The 19,469-nt window shown below is 65.8% G+C and carries 20 protein-coding genes; 9 read left to right on the top strand and 11 right to left on the bottom strand.

Going from position 1 to position 19,469, the window contains the following annotated elements:
• Positions 1-80 precede the first annotated feature (80 nt).
• Both ASG20_RS04855 and ASG20_RS19270 read right to left on the bottom strand, forming a co-directional pair.
• On the bottom strand, positions 81-2,963 hold the full coding sequence (locus ASG20_RS04855; RefSeq protein WP_056050449.1) for a TonB-dependent receptor: 2,883 nt from the start codon (positions 2,961-2,963) through the stop codon (positions 81-83).
• Between the two features lie 60 nt (positions 2,964-3,023).
• A complete protein-coding gene (locus ASG20_RS19270) occupies positions 3,024-3,245 on the bottom strand; it encodes a hypothetical protein (protein ID WP_156364014.1) in 222 nt (73 codons plus the stop codon).
• On the opposite strand from ASG20_RS19270, the gene ASG20_RS04850 reads away from it, so the two are divergent.
• Positions 3,222-4,271, top strand: a complete 1,050-nt coding sequence (locus ASG20_RS04850) for a LacI family DNA-binding transcriptional regulator (RefSeq protein ID WP_056049229.1) — start codon at positions 3,222-3,224, stop codon at positions 4,269-4,271. The genes ASG20_RS19270 and ASG20_RS04850 overlap by 24 nt on opposite strands.
• Positions 4,272-5,762: an MFS transporter gene (locus ASG20_RS04845; RefSeq protein ID WP_056049226.1), complete on the top strand. Its 1,491-nt coding sequence runs from the start codon at positions 4,272-4,274 to the stop codon at positions 5,760-5,762.
• Between the two features lie 108 nt (positions 5,763-5,870).
• Here ASG20_RS04845 and ASG20_RS04840 read toward each other — a convergent pair whose 3' ends face one another.
• The 3 genes from ASG20_RS04840 to ASG20_RS04830 are packed head-to-tail and all read right to left on the bottom strand — an operon-like array spanning position 5,871 to position 7,537.
• Entirely contained in the window at positions 5,871-6,440 is a 570-nt protein-coding gene (locus tag ASG20_RS04840) for a DUF1190 domain-containing protein (protein WP_056049223.1), read from the bottom strand.
• A gap of 11 nt (positions 6,441-6,451) precedes the next feature.
• Positions 6,452-6,865, bottom strand: a complete 414-nt coding sequence (locus ASG20_RS04835; protein ID WP_056049217.1) for a DUF350 domain-containing protein — start codon at positions 6,863-6,865, stop codon at positions 6,452-6,454.
• Between the two features lie 30 nt (positions 6,866-6,895).
• Positions 6,896-7,537, bottom strand: a complete 642-nt coding sequence (locus ASG20_RS04830; protein WP_056049214.1) for a DUF2491 family protein — start codon at positions 7,535-7,537, stop codon at positions 6,896-6,898.
• A 126-nt stretch (positions 7,538-7,663) separates the two neighbouring features.
• Between ASG20_RS04830 and ASG20_RS04825 the strand changes: the two genes are divergently transcribed.
• The 4 genes from ASG20_RS04825 to ASG20_RS04810 are packed head-to-tail and all read left to right on the top strand — an operon-like array spanning position 7,664 to position 10,552.
• A complete protein-coding gene (locus ASG20_RS04825) occupies positions 7,664-8,098 on the top strand; it encodes a YjfI family protein (protein WP_056049210.1) in 435 nt (144 codons plus the stop codon).
• Positions 8,099-8,122: 24 nt separating this feature from the next.
• A complete protein-coding gene (locus tag ASG20_RS04820; RefSeq protein ID WP_056049207.1) occupies positions 8,123-8,872 on the top strand; it encodes a PspA/IM30 family protein in 750 nt (249 codons plus the stop codon).
• Entirely contained in the window at positions 8,872-10,041 is a 1,170-nt protein-coding gene (locus ASG20_RS04815) for a glutathionylspermidine synthase family protein (protein ID WP_056049204.1), read from the top strand. Before ASG20_RS04820 ends, ASG20_RS04815 begins: the two co-directional genes overlap by 1 nt.
• Positions 10,034-10,552 carry an ankyrin repeat domain-containing protein gene (locus ASG20_RS04810; protein ID WP_056049201.1) on the top strand — a complete coding sequence of 173 codons (519 nt, stop codon included), beginning with the start codon at positions 10,034-10,036 and terminating at the stop codon, positions 10,550-10,552. The genes ASG20_RS04815 and ASG20_RS04810 overlap by 8 nt, the downstream gene beginning before the upstream one ends.
• A gap of 141 nt (positions 10,553-10,693) precedes the next feature.
• Here the strand turns inward: ASG20_RS04810 and trhO are convergent, their stop codons facing one another.
• From trhO to hppD, 5 genes are all read right to left on the bottom strand, one after another.
• Positions 10,694-11,650, bottom strand: a complete 957-nt coding sequence (trhO, locus tag ASG20_RS04805; protein ID WP_056049198.1) for an oxygen-dependent tRNA uridine(34) hydroxylase TrhO — start codon at positions 11,648-11,650, stop codon at positions 10,694-10,696.
• A 55-nt stretch (positions 11,651-11,705) separates the two neighbouring features.
• Positions 11,706-12,071, bottom strand: a complete 366-nt coding sequence (locus ASG20_RS04800) for a Rieske (2Fe-2S) protein (protein WP_056049195.1) — start codon at positions 12,069-12,071, stop codon at positions 11,706-11,708.
• The gene (gene maiA / locus ASG20_RS04795) at positions 12,068-12,712 is read right to left on the bottom strand and encodes a maleylacetoacetate isomerase (protein ID WP_056049191.1); all 645 of its coding nucleotides are present in this window, start codon (positions 12,710-12,712) and stop codon (positions 12,068-12,070) included. The genes ASG20_RS04800 and maiA overlap by 4 nt, the downstream gene beginning before the upstream one ends.
• Positions 12,709-14,043, bottom strand: coding sequence for a homogentisate 1,2-dioxygenase (gene hmgA, locus ASG20_RS04790; RefSeq protein WP_056049188.1), 1,335 nt, complete (start codon positions 14,041-14,043; stop codon positions 12,709-12,711). Before hmgA ends, maiA begins: the two co-directional genes overlap by 4 nt.
• Before the next feature lie 182 nt (positions 14,044-14,225).
• Positions 14,226-15,296 (bottom strand): 4-hydroxyphenylpyruvate dioxygenase, encoded by a 1,071-nt coding sequence (gene hppD, locus ASG20_RS04785; protein WP_056049185.1) that lies wholly within the window; start codon positions 15,294-15,296, stop codon positions 14,226-14,228.
• A 79-nt stretch (positions 15,297-15,375) separates the two neighbouring features.
• On the opposite strand from hppD, the gene ASG20_RS04780 reads away from it, so the two are divergent.
• Positions 15,376-15,876 carry a MarR family winged helix-turn-helix transcriptional regulator gene (locus ASG20_RS04780; RefSeq protein ID WP_201780670.1) on the top strand — a complete coding sequence of 167 codons (501 nt, stop codon included), beginning with the start codon at positions 15,376-15,378 and terminating at the stop codon, positions 15,874-15,876.
• Here the strand turns inward: ASG20_RS04780 and ASG20_RS04775 are convergent.
• A complete protein-coding gene (locus ASG20_RS04775) occupies positions 15,831-16,706 on the bottom strand; it encodes a LysR family transcriptional regulator (RefSeq protein ID WP_056049182.1) in 876 nt (291 codons plus the stop codon). The genes ASG20_RS04780 and ASG20_RS04775 overlap by 46 nt on opposite strands.
• 101 nt (positions 16,707-16,807) lie before the next feature.
• Here ASG20_RS04775 and ASG20_RS04770 point away from each other — a divergent pair, with 101 nt between their 5' ends.
• Both ASG20_RS04770 and ASG20_RS04765 read left to right on the top strand, forming a co-directional pair.
• Complete coding sequence (locus tag ASG20_RS04770) at positions 16,808-18,907, top strand: malate synthase G (RefSeq protein WP_082470822.1); 2,100 nt, start codon at positions 16,808-16,810, stop codon at positions 18,905-18,907.
• Positions 18,907-19,434: a gamma carbonic anhydrase family protein gene (locus ASG20_RS04765; RefSeq protein ID WP_056049174.1), complete on the top strand. Its 528-nt coding sequence runs from the start codon at positions 18,907-18,909 to the stop codon at positions 19,432-19,434. Before ASG20_RS04770 ends, ASG20_RS04765 begins: the two co-directional genes overlap by 1 nt.
• Positions 19,435-19,469: the final 35 nt, after the last annotated feature.

Here is a 19,469-nt window from a genome sequence, read left to right as displayed (position 1 = left end):
TTTGCGGGGATGTCGGTACTGCCCCATGATTGACGCGCGCTTCACCCCAACCGGTGCGAAGTGCGCGGCGATCGGTCGGATCAGAACTTGAAGGTCGCGCCCGCGAGGAAGCGGCGACCGTATTTCTGATAGTCGATGATCTCGTTCGTGTTCGTCCCGTTGATCGTCACGAACGGCTCGTTGGTCAGGTTCTGGCCTTGCACATAGAGCGAGACGCCCTTCAGCATGCCCGTGGAGATGTCGTAGCCGAGCTGGCCGTCGATGATCATCTCGCCCGCCGCACGACGCCGAACCAGGTTCGCACCGAAGCCCGACAGCTCACCGACGAAAGTCGACCGATAGCGCAGGCTGCCGCGCGCCGAGAAACCCCATTTCTCGAAATAGGCGGTGCCGTTGGCGACCCAGCGCGAATAGCCCGGGATATCTTCCGCGCGACCGCCCGGCGTCGGGACGATCTCGGTCTTGGTGTACGACCCGCCACCGGTCAGGCCGAAGCCGTCGAGCGCGGAGACGATCTCGCCGATCGGCAGCGTTCCGGCCAGCTCGACGCCGTAGATGTTGCCGCCAACGCCATTGATCGGGACGGTCGCGGTGCCGATCGTCGGAACGGCGCCGGGCGCGTTCGACGGCAGCGGATAGCCTGCGTAATCGAAGCCGGGGTTCGCGATGGTGTAAACGAAGCTTTTCAGCTGCTTGTAGAAGCCCTGCACCGCCAGATACCCGCGGTTGCCGAAATACTTCTCGACCGTGACGTCGTACGAGTTCGAGCGGATCGGACGCAGATACGGGTTGCCGCCGGTGCCGGTCAGGATGCCCTGCGCGGCGTCATAGCCGTAGGCGAGCGCGACGCGCATGTCGTCGAGGCGCGGACGCTGCATCTGGCGCGCCGCGGCCGCGCGGATCACGATATCGCTCGGGAAGCGCAGCGCCAGGTTCACGCTCGGCAGGATGTCGATATATTCAGCGCCGCGCGTGACCGGGATCAACCCGCCGTTGGCGACGACGTTGCCTGACGACTTCTGGTTGGTGAAGACCCCCTGCACACCGGCGTTGCCGGTCAGTTCGGCCGACCCGATCGACTGCTTGATGTTCGCCTGCAGGTACGACGTCATGATCCGTTCCTGGATCGAATAGCCCTTGGCGACGACATCGAGATTGTTGTTGTTCGACGACAGCCGGTACACGCCGGCATCGAGCAGCGCGGTCGGATCGTAGCTGAGGATTGGGCCGAGCCCCAGATACGCGAGGTTGGTCGGCTTCAGCTGATACTGCGTCGGCAACGTCTGTTCCAACGCACCGTTCGCGAGTTGCACGAGCGCCTCGTTCGGCGTCAGCGACTTGTTGCGATCGGTATAGTTGAGGCCGAACTTGACGCTTGAGATCGGGCTTTCGAGTTCGCGCTCGATCTCGACGCGGTACTGCTTCAGGTCGTCGACGATGTGGCGGTCATTGTAATAGCCGGCCTGCACGTTCGCGCCGCCCCAGCCGAGCGGATCGGTCAGCCTGATCAGGCCCGGATCGGAATAGTTGAGCGTCGGGCTGAACGCGGTCCCGGTGCTGCCCGAGGTGAAGCCGATCGTATCCTGCGCGCCGACGCCCTGGCCATAGCCGGTCCCCGAATAGGTCTCGAGCACGGTCTCGTCGCGGGTCGTGCGCGACAGGCTCAGATCGATCTGCGCGTTCCAGCCATCGTCGCCTTCGTACCGGCCGTTATACCCGAACGAATAGAGCTTGGCCTTGCGCTCGAAGCTGTCGTTGCGGACGACCCCTTCGACGCCGCGGAACGATCCGTTGGTGACTAGCCCGTTGGTGACCGTCGTTACCGACGGGATGGTCGTCGCCGCGCCGAAACCGAGCGGCAGTTCGATGCCGCGCTTGATCTGGTCGTCGTTGAAGTCGGAGTAGAAGCCGTCGAGCGTGGCGGTGAACTCCGGCACCGGCTTCCATTCCACCGTGCCCTGCAACCCGAGGCGCTTCAGGTTCGTCGAGGTCACGTAGGACTTCGAGCCGCCGATGATGTCGACGGGCTGATTGTTGAAGGTGCCGCCGGCATAACCCCAGGCGTTGAACTCCTGGATCTGGTACGGCTCGTCGAGATACGAGGCGGACAGCGCGATGCCGAGCGTGTCGTTGAAGAACTGATCGACGTAGGTGCCGGTGACTCGGTAACCCTTGTCCTTCGAGCCCGCGTTCAGCTTGCCGATATCGGCGTAGGTGCCGCGGCCGCCGACCGAGATCACGCGCTTGCCGTATTCGATCGGGCGGATCGTGCGAAGGTCGACGGTGCCCGACAGGCCTTGGCCGATTAGCGAGGCGTTGGCGGTCTTGTAGACTAGCACCTGGTTGATGACCTCGGCTGGATACTGGTCATATTCGACCGCGCGGTTGTCACCGGTCGACGTCTGCTCGCGACCGTTCAGCAGCGTGGTCGAGAAGTCGGGCGAGAAGCCGCGGATCGAGATGCTGTTCGAACGGCCGTTGACGCGCTGCGAGGTGAGACCGGGAAGGCGGGCGATCGACTCCGCGATCGACGCGTCGGGCAGCTTGCCGATGTCTTCCGCGGAGATTGATTCGACGACCTGATCGCGGGACTTCTTCTCGGCGACGGCGTTTTCGAGGCTGCGACGAAAACCGGTGACGACGATCGCGGCATCTTCAGGCGTCCCGCCCGCATTCTGCACGGCGCCCGCGACGGCCTGTGCGGTCGCTTCGTTCTGCGCCGGCGTTACGTCACCGGTCACGGCAGCGTTGTCGGCGCGACGCTGGGCGGCACCGGGTGCCTCGTTGGGATTGGCGGCGGTCGACGAACTCGCGGCAGGGTCGGGAACCTTGGTCCCGGCATTCACGTCCTGCGCGAACGCGGTACCGGCGAACACTATCGCCACGCCGAGCGTCGCGCTGCTGGCCGAAAGCTTCAGGATGGCGCGTGCGGCAGTAGCCGACGCACGAGTGCGAGCCGTCATGGTATTCCTCCCCTGGTCCCGGTTGGCGTCTTCGAGCGCATCGGGCATGTAACTGTACCGTCACTGGAATTTTGTCGGGTCGAAGGGAAGCCGACTACATACGTATTCAATAAGGCCGTTGCGGACGTGTTGCCCTCGCGCCACATATTCCATGGGGCCGAGGATGAAACCGACCGGCGTTGACGGCGCGTGCGTTCTGCGCTGTGTCTTGCCGGTACCGCCCGCCGATCGAGCGAGCACACCGAGGATGCCCGTCACGTGACCGCCCAGCGAAAGCTTCATGGCAAGCCGACATCGTTCGACATCGCGCAGCTCGCGGGCGTGTCGCAACCGACGGTGTCGCGTGCGTTGCGCGGCAGCCCCAGCGTCAACGCTGCGACCCGCCAGCGGATCGAGGCGATCGCCCGGCAACTGAACTATACCGTCGATCGCAGCGCCTCGAACCTGCGCAGCGGCACGACACGGACGCTCGCGCTGCTGCTGTTCCGCGATCCGGCGCCCGACGAGACCGTCGTCAACCCGTTCTTCCTCGGCATGCTCGGATCGATGATGGGGGCGTGTGCCGAACATGGCTACGACCTGCTCGTGTCGTTCCAGCAATTCTCGAGCGACTGGCACATGGATTATGAGGACAGCCACCGCGCCGATGGTCTGATCCTGCTCGGCTATGGCGATTATGCCGATTACGAAGCGCGTCTGGTGCAACTGGTCGAGCAGGGCACGCACTTCATCCGATGGGGATCGGTCCGGCCGGGGCAGCCGGGGCTGACAATCGGCTGCGACAATGTGGCAGGCGGTGCGGCGGCGGCGCGCCATCTGATCGAGCGCGGTCGGCAGCGGATCGCGTTTCTCGGCAGCGCGACCGATCATTATCCCGAGTTCAACGATCGGTATCGGGGCTATGTCGCGGCACTGGGCGAGCATGGCCTGAAGGTCGATCCGCGGCTTCAGGTCGAGGCGATCTCGACCGAGGACGACGGCACGCGGGCGGCGCGCGAACTGCTGCAACGCGGCGTCGCGTTCGATGCGATCGTCGCGGCGAGCGACCTGATCGCGCTGGCGGCGATGCGCGTGCTGGCGGGGGCGGGACTGAACGTGCCCTACGACGTCGCGATCGTCGGGTTCGACGATATCCCCGCCGCCAGCCTTGCCAACCCGCCGCTCACCACGGTCGCACAGGATACCGGGCTTGCGGGGCGTCGGCTGGTCGAGATGCTGCTCGCGCGGATCGGCGATCGTCCGGTCGCCAGCACCGTGCTGCCCACCCAACTCGTGATCCGGCGGTCGTCGGGCGAAGGACCCAACTGAATGTCGTCCGCTGCAAGGCAAAAGCCACGCCAGGGGTTCTGGGGCCTGTGGAACATCTCGTTCGGGTTCTTCGGGATCCAGATCGGCTTCGCGTTGCAGAACGCGAACGTCAGCCGGATCTTCCAGTCGCTGGGGACGAGCGTCGACGATCTCGCCTTCCTGTGGATCGCCGCGCCGCTGACCGGGCTGCTCGTCCAGCCGGTGATCGGGCATTACAGCGACCGGACCTGGGGGCGGCTCGGACGCCGGCGGCCGTATTTCCTGGCGGGCGCGCTGCTCGCGACGATCGCGCTGCTGGCGATGCCGAACGCGCCAGTGCTGTGGGTCGCGGCAGTGCTGCTGTGGATGCTCGACGGGTCGCTCAACGTCGCAATGGAGCCGTTCCGCGCGTTCGTCGGCGACATGCTCGGCAGTCGCCAGCGCACTGCCGGGTTCGCGTTCCAGACCGGCTTTATCGGCGCGGGCGCGGTGATCGGCAGCTTGGCGCCGATCATCCTGACCGACGTGTTCCAGGTCGCCAACACCGCGCCGGCGGGCGGCATCCCGCTGTCGGTGCAATACGGCTTCTACATCGGCGCGCTGGCGTTGTTCTTCGCGGTGCTCTGGACGGTGCTGACGACCCGCGAATATTCGCCGGCGCAGATGGCCGGGTTCGAAGATGAGGGTGAGGTCGCGCGGCGCGACACGATCGTCCGGTCCAGCGCGAAGCTCGCGCCCGTCTGGATCGCGCTGGGCGCTATCGTGATCGCGGCCGTGGCTAAGTTCGGGCTCGACAAGCCGGTATATCTGCTCGGCGGCGGTCTCATCGCGTTCGGCGCGGCGTTGCTGGCGAGCGCGGCGCTCGTGCGGTCGGGCCGGGAGTCTAACGTCCTAAGCCAGATCGTCGGTGATCTCGGATCGATGCCGGCGACGATGAGGCAACTCGCGCTCGTCCAGTTCTTCACTTGGTCCGCGCTGTTCATCATGTGGATCTACACCACGCCGATCGTCACGCAGCACGTGTTCGGGACGACCGACACCACCAGCGCCGCGTATAACGACGGCGCGAACTGGGTCGGGGTGTTGTTCGCGGTGTACAACGGCGTAGCGACACTATGGGCGTTCGTGATGCCGTCGCTGGCAGCGCGGATCGGTCGCCGGGATGCGCACATCCTTGGGCTGCTGAGCGGCGCGGCGGGGTTCGCGTCGTTCCTCGTAGTGCGCGACCAGTATCTGCTGATCGGGTCGATGGTGCTGATCGGGATCGCCTGGTCGTCGATCCTGACGATGCCCTATGCGATCCTGTCCAACGCGCTGCCGCAGGCCAAGCTCGGCGTATACATGGGCCTGTTCAACATCTTCATCGTGTTGCCGCAGCTGATCGTGTCGTCGGTGATGGGGCAGGTGGTCCGCACGTTCTTTCCCGGCGATGCGGTCTGGGCAATGCTGATCGCCGCGGGCGTGATGGGCGTGGCGGCGCTGGCGATGCTGCGAGTGCCGCGGAACGCCTGACGCCCTCCGTGATGCTGGGCCTGTTCCGGCATCCACTGTGCCGCGGGCTCACTGGCCAATGGTTGCGCGGACCGGTGGACCCCGGCACTAGTCCGGGGTGACGGTATGCTAGCCGCCGAAGCTCCGCCCGCCGAAACCGCCCCCGAACCCGCCGCGCGAGATCACCGAACTGCGCGACTGGACACGGGCAGGGGCCCGCGCCGTCGTCGGCGTAAACGCATCCGACCCCACGCGGGTCCGGCCGGTCACATAGTCCCGGTTGATCCGGCCGCCAGCGCCACCGTAGTAATTGCCGTCGCGGTCGCGGTACATCGGCGCGCCACGGTTGCCGAAGCCGCCGTTGAGCGCCTGTCCGACCAGGAAGCCGGTCAACAGAGGCGTAAAGAAGCTTCCGCCACTGCCGTTGTTGCGCGGCTCACACTGCGCGGCGCCGTATTGTTCCTCGCATGTCTGTCGGTCCTGGAACCGTGGCGCAGTCTTGGCGGCATCGGCCTTGGCCTGCTCGAAAGCGGTATCGCACTGCACCGCCGACAACGCACCTGCCGCGCGGCACTCCTGTACCGACGCATAGCTCTGCGCCTCGACGGGCTTGCCACCGACATCGCCGTCGCACGCAGTCAGCGAGATGCCCGATCCTGCGATCAGGCTGGTGAGAACGATCGATCTGGAACGCTTCATCGCTATGCCCCTCAGTTCGTCATGCAGGCGGCGTTGAGGATGCCGACGCACAGCGAGATGCTGCCCATATAGGTCGCCGCCGCGATTTCGCCGCGGACGATCCGGTCGTTGAAGTCGCGCATCACGAAATGCTGGACCACCAGGAACGTGACGATCTGGATCACGCCCGCCAGCAGCGCCCACACCGCGAACTCGACCAGCGAAACGGTATGCGTCAGCGCAGAGGCGAGCGGCAGGACATAGCCGAGCAGCGCCGCGCCGAGCGTGATCGCGGCGGCGGTATTGCCTTCGCGGATCAGCGACTTCTCGTGATACGGCGTCGCGACCTGATAGACGATCTTGAAAACGATCGTGAACGCCCCCGCCGCGACGAACGCGATCAGGAAGGCGAGCGCGCTGGCGCCGAAGCTGTATTGGTCGATCATGGCATTTCCCCCGAAGCCTGGTGCGCGATGCTAGGCGCGGAACTCGCCAAGTTCCAGTGCCACACCCAGCATGATCTCGAACGAGACGTCGCCGGACTCGGTCTCCATGTCGATCGCGAGCAGCAGTTCGCGCCCGTCGTCGCCCGGCAGGTCGCGGCTGAACAGCATGCAGGTCTGGAAGATGCGGCGGTCGACGATACCGTCGCGGTCGTCATGCAGTTCCTCCCAGAACGTCACGGGCTCCTGCTCGCTCGCTTCGGGGCCGAACCATGCGCGGCTGTATTCGGGCAGTCCCTCGGCGGTGAAGGTGCGCGCCTTGAGGCGGCTCTTCCACGCCGGGCGCTCGGCGGCGGACGACGGATAGCTGCTGTCCCATGGTGCGAACAGCGTGACGTCCGTCACGTCTTGTCCGTCACGGTCGTTCGACACCGCCTGGAACATGATGTCGTCGTCGGTGTAGAACCGGTGGACGAACCCGCCTTCGTTGAGGTCGATCAGGCCTTGCGCGACGATCACCAGTGTATCGCGGTCGAACGGGAACAGCAGTTCCGATCCGAACCGCCGCCAAGCGAGCGGATCGACTGTCACCGTCCGCCCCAGTGTGACGTTGCGGACGACGGGCAGGGCGTTCTCGTCAAGCGTTGGCTTGCGGCCGAACAGGCGATCGAACATGCAATCCTCGTATCTCTGATTGGCCCCCCGCATAGGCCAAAGCGCGAGCCGTCGCAAAGCGCCATTGGCGTGCCTCTCGCCTGCGCCTATGTGTCTGCGCGAGCGACAAGCACGGGAGTTCTTGCATTGACCGACATCTGGACCGTCCGCAGCCTGAAGGCCGCGCTCGACACGTCCGAGCCCGCGAAAGCCGGCGAATTTTCCGCGCGGATCCTGGAGGGCGCGGACCCGGTGCTGCTGGTGACGATGCACCACCACGGCGACCTCGAACTGTTCGTCAACGTCAGCGAGGCGCAGATCGCGTGCTCGACGTTGCTGTGGCCCTGCGACGAGCAGGAGGACCAGCTGGCGTTCAACACCTTCCTGCTGAAGTCGCAGAAGCTGGTGCCGCTGTCGAACTTCGGGATCGGCACGGTCGATGGCCGCGACTATTACGAGCTGTTCGGCGAACTCGCGACGTCGAGCCGGCTCGATACCGTGATCATCGAACTGCGCACGCTTGCCGAGAATGCGATCGATGCGGCCACCGACCTGCGCCACGCGCAGATTCCCGCCGCCTGAACTGATACAAACGGAGAGACTGGCATGGCCATCTGGAGCAAGCTTTTCACCCTCGGTCGTGCCGGCGCGCACGAAGCGGGCGCGGCGGTTGTCGACGCGAACGCGCTGCGCATCCTCGACCAGGAAATTCGCGATGCCGACAAGGCGCAGGGCAAGGCACGCGACGATCTCGCGGGGCTGGTAGCGCGCCGCCGCATCCTCGAAACCGAGGTCGAGAGCTTCCGTGCTCAGGCGACCAAGTACGAGGCGTCTGCGCGGATCGCGGTCGAGAAGGGCAACATGGATCTCGCGCGCCAGGTCGCACAGCGGATCGCCGATCTCGAACAGGACATTGCGCTGAAGAGCCCGCAGGTCGAAGACATGCGCGCCGCCGAGGAGCAGATCCACACCGCCGTCGCGCAGACCGATCGGAAAATCGAACAGCTCCGCCGCGAGGTCGAGGTCGTCAAGGTCAACGAGTCGGTGCAGAAGGCGCAGGCCTCGGTCGCGTCGGGCAGCATGGGTGCGGGCAACAAGCTCGGCTCGGCCGCGGACAGCCTCGCGCGCATCCGTGAACGCCAGGCGATTCGCGGCGAGCGGATCAAGGCTGCAGGCGAATTGGAAGACCGTCGCACCGGTGCCGATCTCGACGAGAAGCTGCGGCTGGCGGGCATCGGGCCGGGGCAGTCGTCCGCGGATGACGTGCTCGCGCGCCTGACGGCACCAAAGACGCCGCAGGTCGGCCAGACGCTGCAGATCGAGCAGCGCGACGACTCCAAGACGTCGGACTCCTGATGCGCCGGATCGCGGTCGATCCGCGCGGCGACTGGCGCGAGCGGGCAGACGCGATCGGGTTCGTCTATCACGACACGGATGGCGAACCCTATTGGGACGAGGGTGCGGCGTATGCCTTCACGCTGGCGGAGATCGAGGACGACCTCGAACCCGCTGCGGAACAGCTGCACGCGATGTGCCTCGATCTGGTCGACGAGGTGGTCCGGGACCAGCAGCTGATGGAACGTTTGGCTATCCCGCGCGAGCAATGGAACTACGTCGCGGAAACGTGGCGCACGCGTCAGCCGTCGCTCTACGGGCGGTTCGACTTTGCCTATGACGGGACCGGACCGGCCAAGCTCTACGAGTATAACGCCGACACGCCGACCTCGGTGTTCGAATGCGCGACGTTCCAGTGGATGTGGCTGGAGGACCTGCTCGCGAGCGGTGCGTTGCCGGCGGGGACGGACCAGTTCAACAGCCTGTTCGACAAGCTACGCGAGCGGTTCCGTGCGCTGTTCCCGAGCGGCGGTTTCGTCCACTTCGCGGCGGACGCTAGTGCCATCGAGGACCGCCAGACGGTGCGGTTCTTCGAGGATCTGGCGAGCCAGGTCGGGATCGAGCCGAAGTTCGTCGAGATGAAGGACATCGGCCTCGCTGCGGACGGGCGCTTCGTCGATACCGACGGCTTCGAGGTGCAGGCGGCGTTCAAGCTGTATCCGTGGGAGTTCATGCTCCGCGAGCCCTATGCGCCGAACCTGTCGCGCGCCGACGTGCGCTGGATCGAGCCGGCGTGGAAGTCGATCCTGTCGAACAAGGGTATTCTGCCGCTGCTGTGGGAGCGGCATCCCGAACATCCGAACCTGTTGCCGGCATTCTTCGACGACGATCCCGCCGCGAAGATCCTCGGGCCTAAGTATGTGCGCAAACCTTTGTTCTCGCGCGAGGGTGCCAACGTCGAGGTGATCGGCGAGGATGGCCACGCGGTGCTTGATCAGGGCTACGGCGCGGAGGGCGCGATCCGTCAGGCCTATGCGCCTCCACCCGTGTTCGACGGTCGCCATCCGGTGATCGGCGCGTGGATGGTCGGCAACGAAGCCGCGGGGATCGGCGTTCGGGAAGATGACACGGTCGTGACGCGCAATCTCGCGCGGTTCGTGCCGCATATCATCGAGGCGAATGATGACTGACGCGCGAGACCTGCCCCCGTTGCCGCCTATGGAGCGGCTGATCGAACTGATGTTCGACGCCGCACGGACGGGGCGGGACGAGATGATCCCGGCGCTATTGCAGGCTGGTGTCGACATCGAGGTGACTGACGCCAAGGGCTACACGCCGCTGGTGATCGCCAGCTACAACGGCCAGGCGGAGGCCACCGCGGCCCTCCTTGCGGCAGGCGCGAAGGTTGATGGCGCGGCGGACGCGCGCGGCAACACCGCCCTGATGGGTGTCTGCTTCAAAGGCTACGAGGAGATCGCGCAGATCCTGTTCGATGCCGGGGCCGACGTGAACCGGCGTAACGGCGTCGGCCAGACCGCGCTGATGATGGCCGCGCTGGTGAACAAGACGGCGATCATCGACCTCTTACTGGAACACGGTGCGGATTCGGCGATCGTGGACGCTGCGGGAAACAGCGTGCGCTCGCTGGCGGTATCGCAGGGGAATACGGCTTTGGCCGAGCGCTTCGCAACGACTGGTTAGCCCCTACGCTACCACCCCGGCGAAGGCCGGGGCCCAATTGGAAAGGTCGCAGTAACGGAATACTGCGCTTCGTTAGCACCGTTCCCCAATTGGACCCCGGCCTCCGCCGGGGGGGGTAAAAACCGTTGAAGGTCCTGCGGATCAATCCGCCCCATACGTCTTCGGCAACACCGCCCCGACATGCGCCTCACCCCGAGCCTCTGCCAGCCGCACCTGCCGCTCGCGCTCCGCATACCCAGCCCGCTGAGCCTCGTCCCGCGCATCATGACACGCCGGGCAACTCACCCCCTCGACATACAGCGGCGAGCCACGGTCTTCGACACTCACCGGCATCCGGCACGCATGGCACAGCACATGGCTTCCCAGCGCTAGACCATGTCCAACCGCAACCCGCTGATCGAACACGAAACACTCCCCCTCCCAGAGACTCTCTGCCTCGGGCACGGTCTCCAGATATTTCAGGATGCCGCCCTTGAGGTGATACACCTCGTCCAGCCCCTCGGCCTTCAGAAACGCGGTCGACTTCTCACACCGTATCCCCCCGGTGCAGAACATCGCGATCTTCGGCGGTGGGCCGTCCCCGACCAGTTCGTCGCGATGCTCGCGAAACCACGCCGGAAAATCCCGGAACGTCCGCGTCTGCGGATCGACCGCGCCGGCAAATGTGCCGACCGCGACCTCGTAGTCGTTGCGCGTATCGATCACGATCGTCCCCGGCTCGGCGATAAGTGCGTTCCAGTCCGCCGGCTCGACATAATGCCCGACGCCCTCCAGCGGATCGATCGAAGGCTCGCCCATCGTCACGATCTCGCGCTTCAGCCGGACCTTCATCCGGTGGAACGGCATCGTCTCCGCGCGCGACTCTTTGACGTCGAGATCGGTGCATCCCGGCAGCGCGCGGATATGCGCGAGCACCGCATCTATACCTTCCTCGGACCCGGCGATCGTCCCGTTGATCCCCTCGGCGGCGAGCAGCAGCGTCCCCTTCACGCCGTTGGAACAACACACCAGCGCGAGCGGCGGCTGGATCGCGGCGATATCGGCGAACGGCGTGAAGCGGTACAGCGCCACGACGCGGATGGGCAGGGTTTCGGTCATCGGTTCAACGTGCAGGGGAGGAGGTGCGCTCCCTTAGCGCATGTCGCCCGCCGCGTCAGCCTGCGGTGACGATCATCCCGTCGACCACCGCGACTGGCCATGGCGTCAGCCGAGTGCCCCCGCAGGGCCCGCCAACGCACGCGCCGCTGTCGATCTCGAACAGCGCGGAGTGCCAGCTACACGCGATCAGGTCGCCGCGTGGCGTGAGATACTCGTCGAGCACCTGCGCGAGCGGCAGGCCCATATGCGGGCAGCGATCGACATAACCGAACACCGCGTCGTCCTTACGCACGACGAACCCGTGGAAACGACCCGCGCGCATCTGGAGCACAAAGTTCCGCGCCTTGCCGTCCGCGATCGCGTCGAGCGGCGCGAGCTTGATCCCGCCGGGGGTAGCGGTCAGCCGTTCGCCGTCGCTCATGCGCGGTCGGCATCCGGCTGCTGGTCGGGGTGCGCCGCGGCGAAAGCGGGGAGGGCGCGGGCGTTCTCTGCTGCCGCCTTGAGCTTCGGGTAAGGCGAGAGATCGAGCGCAAACCGTTCCGCGGAGTAGACCTGCGGGACGAGGTGGCAATCGGCGATCGTCGGTATCGCGCCGAACGCGAAGCCGTCACCATAACGCGCGATCTGCGTCTCGAGCGCAGCGAACCCATCGCCGATCCAGCGTACGATCCAGCCGTTTACCGCTGCCTCGTCGGCCCCGAACTCGGTGCGCAAGGCGTTCAGGATACGTAGATTGTTCACCGGGTGGACGTCGCAAGCGATCGTCGCGGCCATCGCACGGACGATCGCCCGATCATTCGCGCCGGCGGGGAGCAACGGCGGGTCGGGATACACCTCGTCGATCCATTCGAGGATCGCTGGGCTCTGCGTCAGGACTACATCGTCGGTCTCCAGCGCCGGAACGAGCCCCTGGGGATTGAGCGTCCGATACTCGGCTTTGCGTTGCGCGCCGGTGCGGAGATCGTGCGCGACCTGTTCGTACGCGATGCCCTTCAAGCCCAGCGCGATGCGGACGCGGTAGGCGGTGGTCGAGCGCCAATAGCCGTGCAGTGTCAGGCTCACTTCGGCAGGACCGCTTTCGGGAAATCCGACCAGACCGTATCGTAATCGAGTTGCGAATGCTCCAGCGCATAGGCGGTCGGCTTGTACGGCCAGCAGCTCTCCAGCATGAATGCCATCGTCCCGTCGATCTTGTGCGGCTTCAGGTCCGCCGCGCTCGCACCCTGCCAACTGGCGAGATCCGGCCCGTGACCCGACATCAGGTTGTGCAGCGAGATACCGCCCGGCGCGAACCCCTCAGCCTTCGCATCGTACGCGCCGGTGATCAGCCCCATCGCTTCGGACATGACGTTGCGGTGGAACCACGGCGGTCGAAACGTGCCCTCGGCGACCATCCAGCGTGGCGGGAAGATCACGAAATCGGCGTTTGCGCGGCCAGGCACGTCGCTCGGCGAGGTCAGTAGCGTGAAGATCGAGGGATCGGGGTGATCGAAGCTGACCGTGTTGATCGTGTTGAACCGCGACAGGTCGTAGCGCCACGGTGCAAGGTTGCCGTGCCATGCGACGACGTCGAGAGGCGAGTGATCGAGTGTGGTGGACCACAGCGACCCCATGAACTTCTGGACGACCTCGACCGGCTCGTCGCGATCCTCGAACCAGGCGACCGGCGTCTCGAAATCGCGCGGGTTGGCGAGCCCATTGGCACCGATCGGGCCAAGATCGGGCAGGCGGAACAGTGCGCCGTGGTTCTCCGCGACATAGCCGCGCGCTTCGCCATCGGGGAGTTCGGCGCGGAAGCGGACGCCGCGCGGGATCAGCGCGATCTGGCCGGGGGCGATGTCGATTCGGCCGAGTTCGGTCAGCAACCGCAGCCGTCCAGCCTGAGGCACGAACAACAATTCGCCGTCCGCATCCATGAACACGCGCGAAATCATGTCGGTGTTCGCGGCGTAGACGTGGAGTGCGACGCCTTCGAGATCGGCGGGATCGCGGTTGGCGAGCATCGTCGTCGTGCCGTCGATCAGGTCGGTATTCGGGGCGGGGGCGGCGATAGGATCCCAGCGCAGGCGGTTGGGCGCGAGCGGCGCATCGGTGGTGCCGGGCGCAAACCGTTCGGCACCGGCATAGCGCTCGAACGGCGGATGCTCGGCGGTCGGGCGCATTCGGTAAAGCCAGCTGCGGCGATTCTCGTGGCGAGGCGCGGTGAAGGCGGTACCGGAGAGCTGCTCGGTATAGAGCCCGAAGGCGGGGCGTTGCGGTGAATTGCGGCCGATCGGGAGCGCGCCGGGGATCGCCTCGGTCGATACGTGGTTGCCGAAGCCGGGCTGATACGCCGTGTCTTCGGTCTGGCCGGCGGTCTCGCCTGCGGCGTTGGTCGGCTGGTGGATTGTCATGGCTTCCTCTCCGTCACCTGTTCCGATCAACGCCCGAACCGCCGGCCGTTCAAACTCTTTCTAACCGCAGCCCCGTCGGTCACGGCGAAGCCGCGCCCTGTGGGGCGGCTCCGTCCGCGCCGGCCGGTCGACGGCAGCGCCTGCGCGCTGCATCTCAACCGACGCTGCGCTTCGATCCTCGATCAGGCGTCGACAGTGATCACGCCGCGGCGGATCTGGTCGAGCTCGATGCTCTCGTACAACGCCTGGAAATTGCCGTTGCCGAAGCCCTCATTCCCCTTGCGCTGGATGATCTCGAAGAAGATCGGCCCGAACATGTTCTCGGTGAAGATCTGGAGCAACAGCCCTTCCTCGCCGACATTGCCGTCGATCAGGATGCGGTTGCGGCGCAGGCGTTCGAGGTCGTGGCCGTGGTTCGGCACGCGCTTGTCGACCAGTTCGTAATAGGTCTCGATCGTGTCCTGCAGCTTGACGCCGCGTGCGCGCAGCTTCTCGACCGTCTCGAAGATATCGTCGGTGGTCAGCGCGAGATGCTGGATACCCTCACCGTTGTAATCCTTGATGAATTCCTCGATCTGGCTCTTGTCGTCCTGGCTCTCGTTGAGCGGGATGCGGATCGCGCGGTCGGGCGCGATCATCGCCTGGCTGAACAGCCCGGTCGCCTTGCCCTTGATGTCGAAATACTTCTGCTCTTCGAAGCCGAAGATCTGGCCGTAGAATTCGGCCCAAGTCCGCATCTGGCCACGTTTCACGTTGTGCGTGAGGTGATCGAGCAGGTCGAGCCCGACGTTGTTCTCGGCCTCGGCTTCGGCCGCGCCCGGAACCGCATTCCAGTCGTCGTACAGGCTGCCGGCCGCCCCGTGCCTGTCGACCAGATACAGCAGCGAACCGCCGATCCCTTCGAGCACGTAGCTGCCCTCGCCGAGCGCGCCCATGCTGGCATCGGCCGCCTTGGCGCCGCGAGCGAGCGCTGCGTCGAACGCTTCCTTGGCGTCATGGACGCGGAACGCCATGCCGCTTGCGGACGGGCCATGATCCGCGCGGAATGCTGCCGCATGACCGTTTTCCTCGCGGTTGAGCAGCAGGTTGATGCGGCCCTGCTTATAGCGCGTGACCGCCTTGGTCGGATGGGTCGAGGCGGCGACGAAGCCGAACTGCTCGAACTGCGCGGCCATCCGGTCGGGATCGGGCGACGTGAATTCGGCGAACTCGAACCCATCGAGACCCATCGGGTTTACGTCCATATGGTCCATGATCACATCCTGACAGTTGGTATCCGTTGTTACCAATCTGGCGGGTTGAACAACTGGTGTCAATCGTTACGATTTTGATATGCCCAACTCCGATGCCACCCGCGCACTCGTCCTGGACGATTTCATCCCGTATCGCCTGTCGATCACCTCGAACCTTGTCAGCGAGGCGGTGGCGGACACGTACGAAGCGCTGTTCGGACTGACGATCCCGGAGTGGCGGCTGGTGGCGGTGGTAGCCGAAGCGGACGGAATTACGCAGCAGCAGGTCGGCCAGCAGACCCGGATGGACAAGGTGACCGTCAGCCGCGCGGCGATCGCGCTGGTCGAACGTGGGCTGATGCAGCGGCATGCGAACCCGGAGGATCGCCGCTCACACCTGCTGAAGCTGACCGAGGACGGTCACACGCTCTATGCCTCGGTCGCACCGAAGGCGCTCGATCTGGAACGCCGCATCTTTGCCGGGTTCTCAAGGGCGGAGGTCGAGCAGTTCGTCGCGATGCTGCGGCGGATCGATGCGGTGACGATCGACCTCGTTCAGGACTCCCACGGCGGCGTTGGCGACCAGAGACCGCGCAGGTAATCGAGTAGCGCAGCGGTGCCCGACGACACCGGGCCGCGCGCATGCACCGCATAGATCCCGACGTCCGCCGACCCAGCCAGTTCCGGGAGGACACGCATGAGCCGGCCACTCGCCAAGTCCGCGCTGACATCCCATAGCGACCGTAGCGCGATGCCGACGCCAGCCAGCGTGAGTTCGCGCACCACCTCGCTGGAGTTGGTTGCGACATAGCTCGGGCGATCGATCGTGACGTCGCCATCGGGTCCAGCCAAGCGCCACGGCATCTGGCCTTTCGCCGCGAGCACGCGATGTTCCGTAAGATCGGCCGCGTCGCACGGCGCACTGTAGCTCGGAGCAGCGCACAGGACCCGACGGCTGTCGGCGAGGCGATGGCCGATCAGGCTTGGCGGCACGGCTGGGGCGATCCGGATCGCGAGATCAAGCCGGTCGCCGATCACATCCGAGAAGCCGTCCGACAGATCGAGGTCGAGTTCGATCGCAGGATGCGCGTCGAGGAACGGCTTCAGATGCGGGGCGATGTGGAGGCGACCGAACGACGTGGGTGCGCTGACCCGAAGCGGCCCGGCCGGCGTGTCCGCGCGGTCCGACACCCGCGCCTCGGCGTCGCGGATCGCGGCGAGGATCTCCACCATGTCGCGGTGATACGCTGCGCCGCGTGCGGTAAGGTCGAGGCGACGCGTCGTGCGGTTGAGTAACCGCACGCCCAGCCGGGCCTCCAGCCGCGCGATCCGCTTCGAAACCATCGCCGGCGAGATACCCATCGAACGCCCCGCCGCGCTGAGGCTGGCGGTGCGGACGACTTCGGCGAAGAGGACGATGTCGGGATCCATTCGTTCTCCAGGCGATCAACAGCTTTCGGTTTATGATGTCTAGTGGCGAAGGTGGCGGGCGTCTATCGTGCTGCAGAGCATAGGAGAGCAGCATGGCCAAGATGATCGAAAAGGCAGATCTCAAGATCGCCGCATCGCTGGTGGACTTCATCGATACGCAGGCGCTGCCAGGCACGGGCCTGGATGCGGCCGCGTTCTGGCAGGGCGTCTCGGACATCTACGCTAAGTTCGCGCCAGAGAATGCCGCGCTGCTGGCGGTCCGCGACGACCTTCAGGCGAAGATCGACGCGTGGCACGAAGCCCGGGCCGGCAAGCCGATCGAGCAGCCCGAGTATCAGGCGTTCCTGCGCGAGATCGGCTATCTGGTCGACGAGCCTGCGCCGTTCTCGGTTGCCCCGACCAACGTCGATGCGGAGGTCGCCTCGCTCGCCGGCGCGCAATTGGTGGTTCCGATCCTCAACGCTCGCTTCCTGCTGAACGCCGCGAACGCAAGATGGGGAAGCCTCTACGACGCGCTCTACGGCACCGACGCGATTCCGGGCGCGGCGTCCGGCAAGGGCTATGACGCCGCCCGAGGTGCGCAGGTGATCGCGTGGGCGAAGGCGTTCCTCGACGATGCGGTGCCGTTGGCGAACGGATCGTGGACCGACTGGACGGGTGGTACGCCTGAACTCGCCGATCAGAGCCAGCTCGTTGGCCATGCGGGCGACAATATCCTTTTGTGTCACAACGGCCTGCACATCGAACTCGTGATCGACTCTGAGCATCCGATCGGTCGGGGCGACCCTGCGAACCTCGCCGATGTCGTGCTTGAATCCGCGCTTAGCACGATCGCCGATCTTGAGGATTCGATCGCCGCAGTCGATGCCGACGACAAGGTGGCCGCCTACACCAACTGGCTGGGGCTGATGAAGGGCGACCTGACGGCTCGCTTCGACAAGGGCGGTCGCTCGGTCACGCGCTCGCTCGAACCGGATCGCCCATACACCGCACCCGACGGCAGCGCGTTCACGCTCCCCGGCCGCAGCCTGATGTTCGTCCGCAACGTCGGCCACTTGATGACGACGCCAGCGATCCTGCTCGCTAACGGCAGCGAGGCGCCCGAGGGCATCCTCGACGGTATCGTCACGTCGTTGATCGCGCTGCACGATCTGAAGGGCACCAGCCCGATCCGCAACAGCCGCGCGGGCTCGATCTACATCGTCAAGCCGAAGATGCACGGCCCCGACGAAGCCGCCTTCACCAACCGCCTGTTCGAAGCGATCGAAGACCTGCTCGGCCTTGCGCGCCACACGATCAAGGTCGGCGTGATGGACGAGGAGCGCCGCACTTCCGCCAATCTCGCCGCCTGCATCGCCGCGGTGAAGGACAGGGTCGTGTTCATCAACACCGGCTTCCTCGACCGCACGGGCGACGAGATGCACACCTCGATGCGCGCCGGTCCGATGATCCGCAAGGGCGAGATGAAGGCCTCGTCGTGGATCAAGGCGTATGAGGATCGCAACGTCCAGATCGGGCTCGCCTGCGGGCTCAGCGGCAAGGCGCAGATCGGCAAGGGCATGTGGGCCGCGCCGGACCGGATGGCGGACATGCTGGAGCAGAAGATCGCGCATCCGATGACCGGCGCGAACACCGCGTGGGTGCCGTCACCGACCGCCGCGACGCTGCACGCGACGCACTACCACCGCGTCGACGTGTTCGCGCGGCAGGCGGAGCGCAAGGCCGAGCCGATCGCCTCGCTCGATGCGCTGCTGACGATCCCCGTCGCGACCGGGCACAACTGGCAGCCGGACGAGGTGCGCGAGGAACTGGAGAACAACGCGCAGGGTATCCTCGGCTATGTCGTGCGCTGGGTCGACCAAGGGGTCGGCTGCTCGAAGGTGCCGGATATCCACGACATCGGCCTGATGGAGGACCGTGCCACGCTGCGGATCAGTTCGCAGCACATGGCGAACTGGCTGCTCCACGGCATCGCCACGCCGGAGCAGGCTGACGCGGCACTGCGGCGGATGGCGGCGAAGGTCGACGCGCAGAATGCGGGTGATCCGCTGTACCGGCCGATGGCGGGGTATGAGGACGACAGCCTCGCGTTCCAGGCCGCCCGCGCGCTCGTGTTCGATGGCCTGACGCAGCCGAGCGGCTATACCGAGCCGCTGCTCCACGCGTTCCGCGCGCGGGCAAAGGAAAGGAACGCCGCCTGATGCCACTCTACGCGATTGAGGGTAGACGACCGACGCTGGCCGACGACGCCTGGGTCGCACCGTCCGCCGACGTGATCGGCGACACGCGGCTGGGGGAGGGGGCCAGCGTCTGGTTCGGGGCGGTGATCCGCGCCGACAACACGCCGATCCTCGTCGGTGCGCGGACCAACATCCAGGAAGGCGCGATGCTGCACTCCGATCCCGGCGCGCCGCTGACCGTCGGTGAAGGCTGCACGATCGGCCATCACGCAATCCTGCATGGCTGCACGGTCGGCGACAACGTGCTGGTCGGGATGGGCGCGACTATCCTCAACAACGCGGTGATCGGCGAGAATTGCCTGATCGGTGCGAACGCGCTGGTGACGGAGGGGAAGGTCTTCCCGGCCGGCAGCCTGATCGTCGGTGCACCAGCCAAGGCGGTCCGCGAACTGACTCCGGAAGCGATTGCCGGCCTGAAGATGTCGGCGGCCGGTTATGCAGCCAAGCAGCGCGTTTACGCCGAGGGCTTGAGACTGGTCGAGGTATGAAATCCTCCCCCGCGAGGGGGAGGATCGTGACGGCG

Origin of the sequence: Sphingomonas sp. Leaf198 (assembly GCF_001424005.1) — a bacterium.
In the GTDB taxonomy this organism is placed as follows: Bacteria; Pseudomonadota; Alphaproteobacteria; order Sphingomonadales; family Sphingomonadaceae; genus Sphingomonas.
This window is presented reverse-complemented; position numbering and strand designations above follow the sequence as displayed.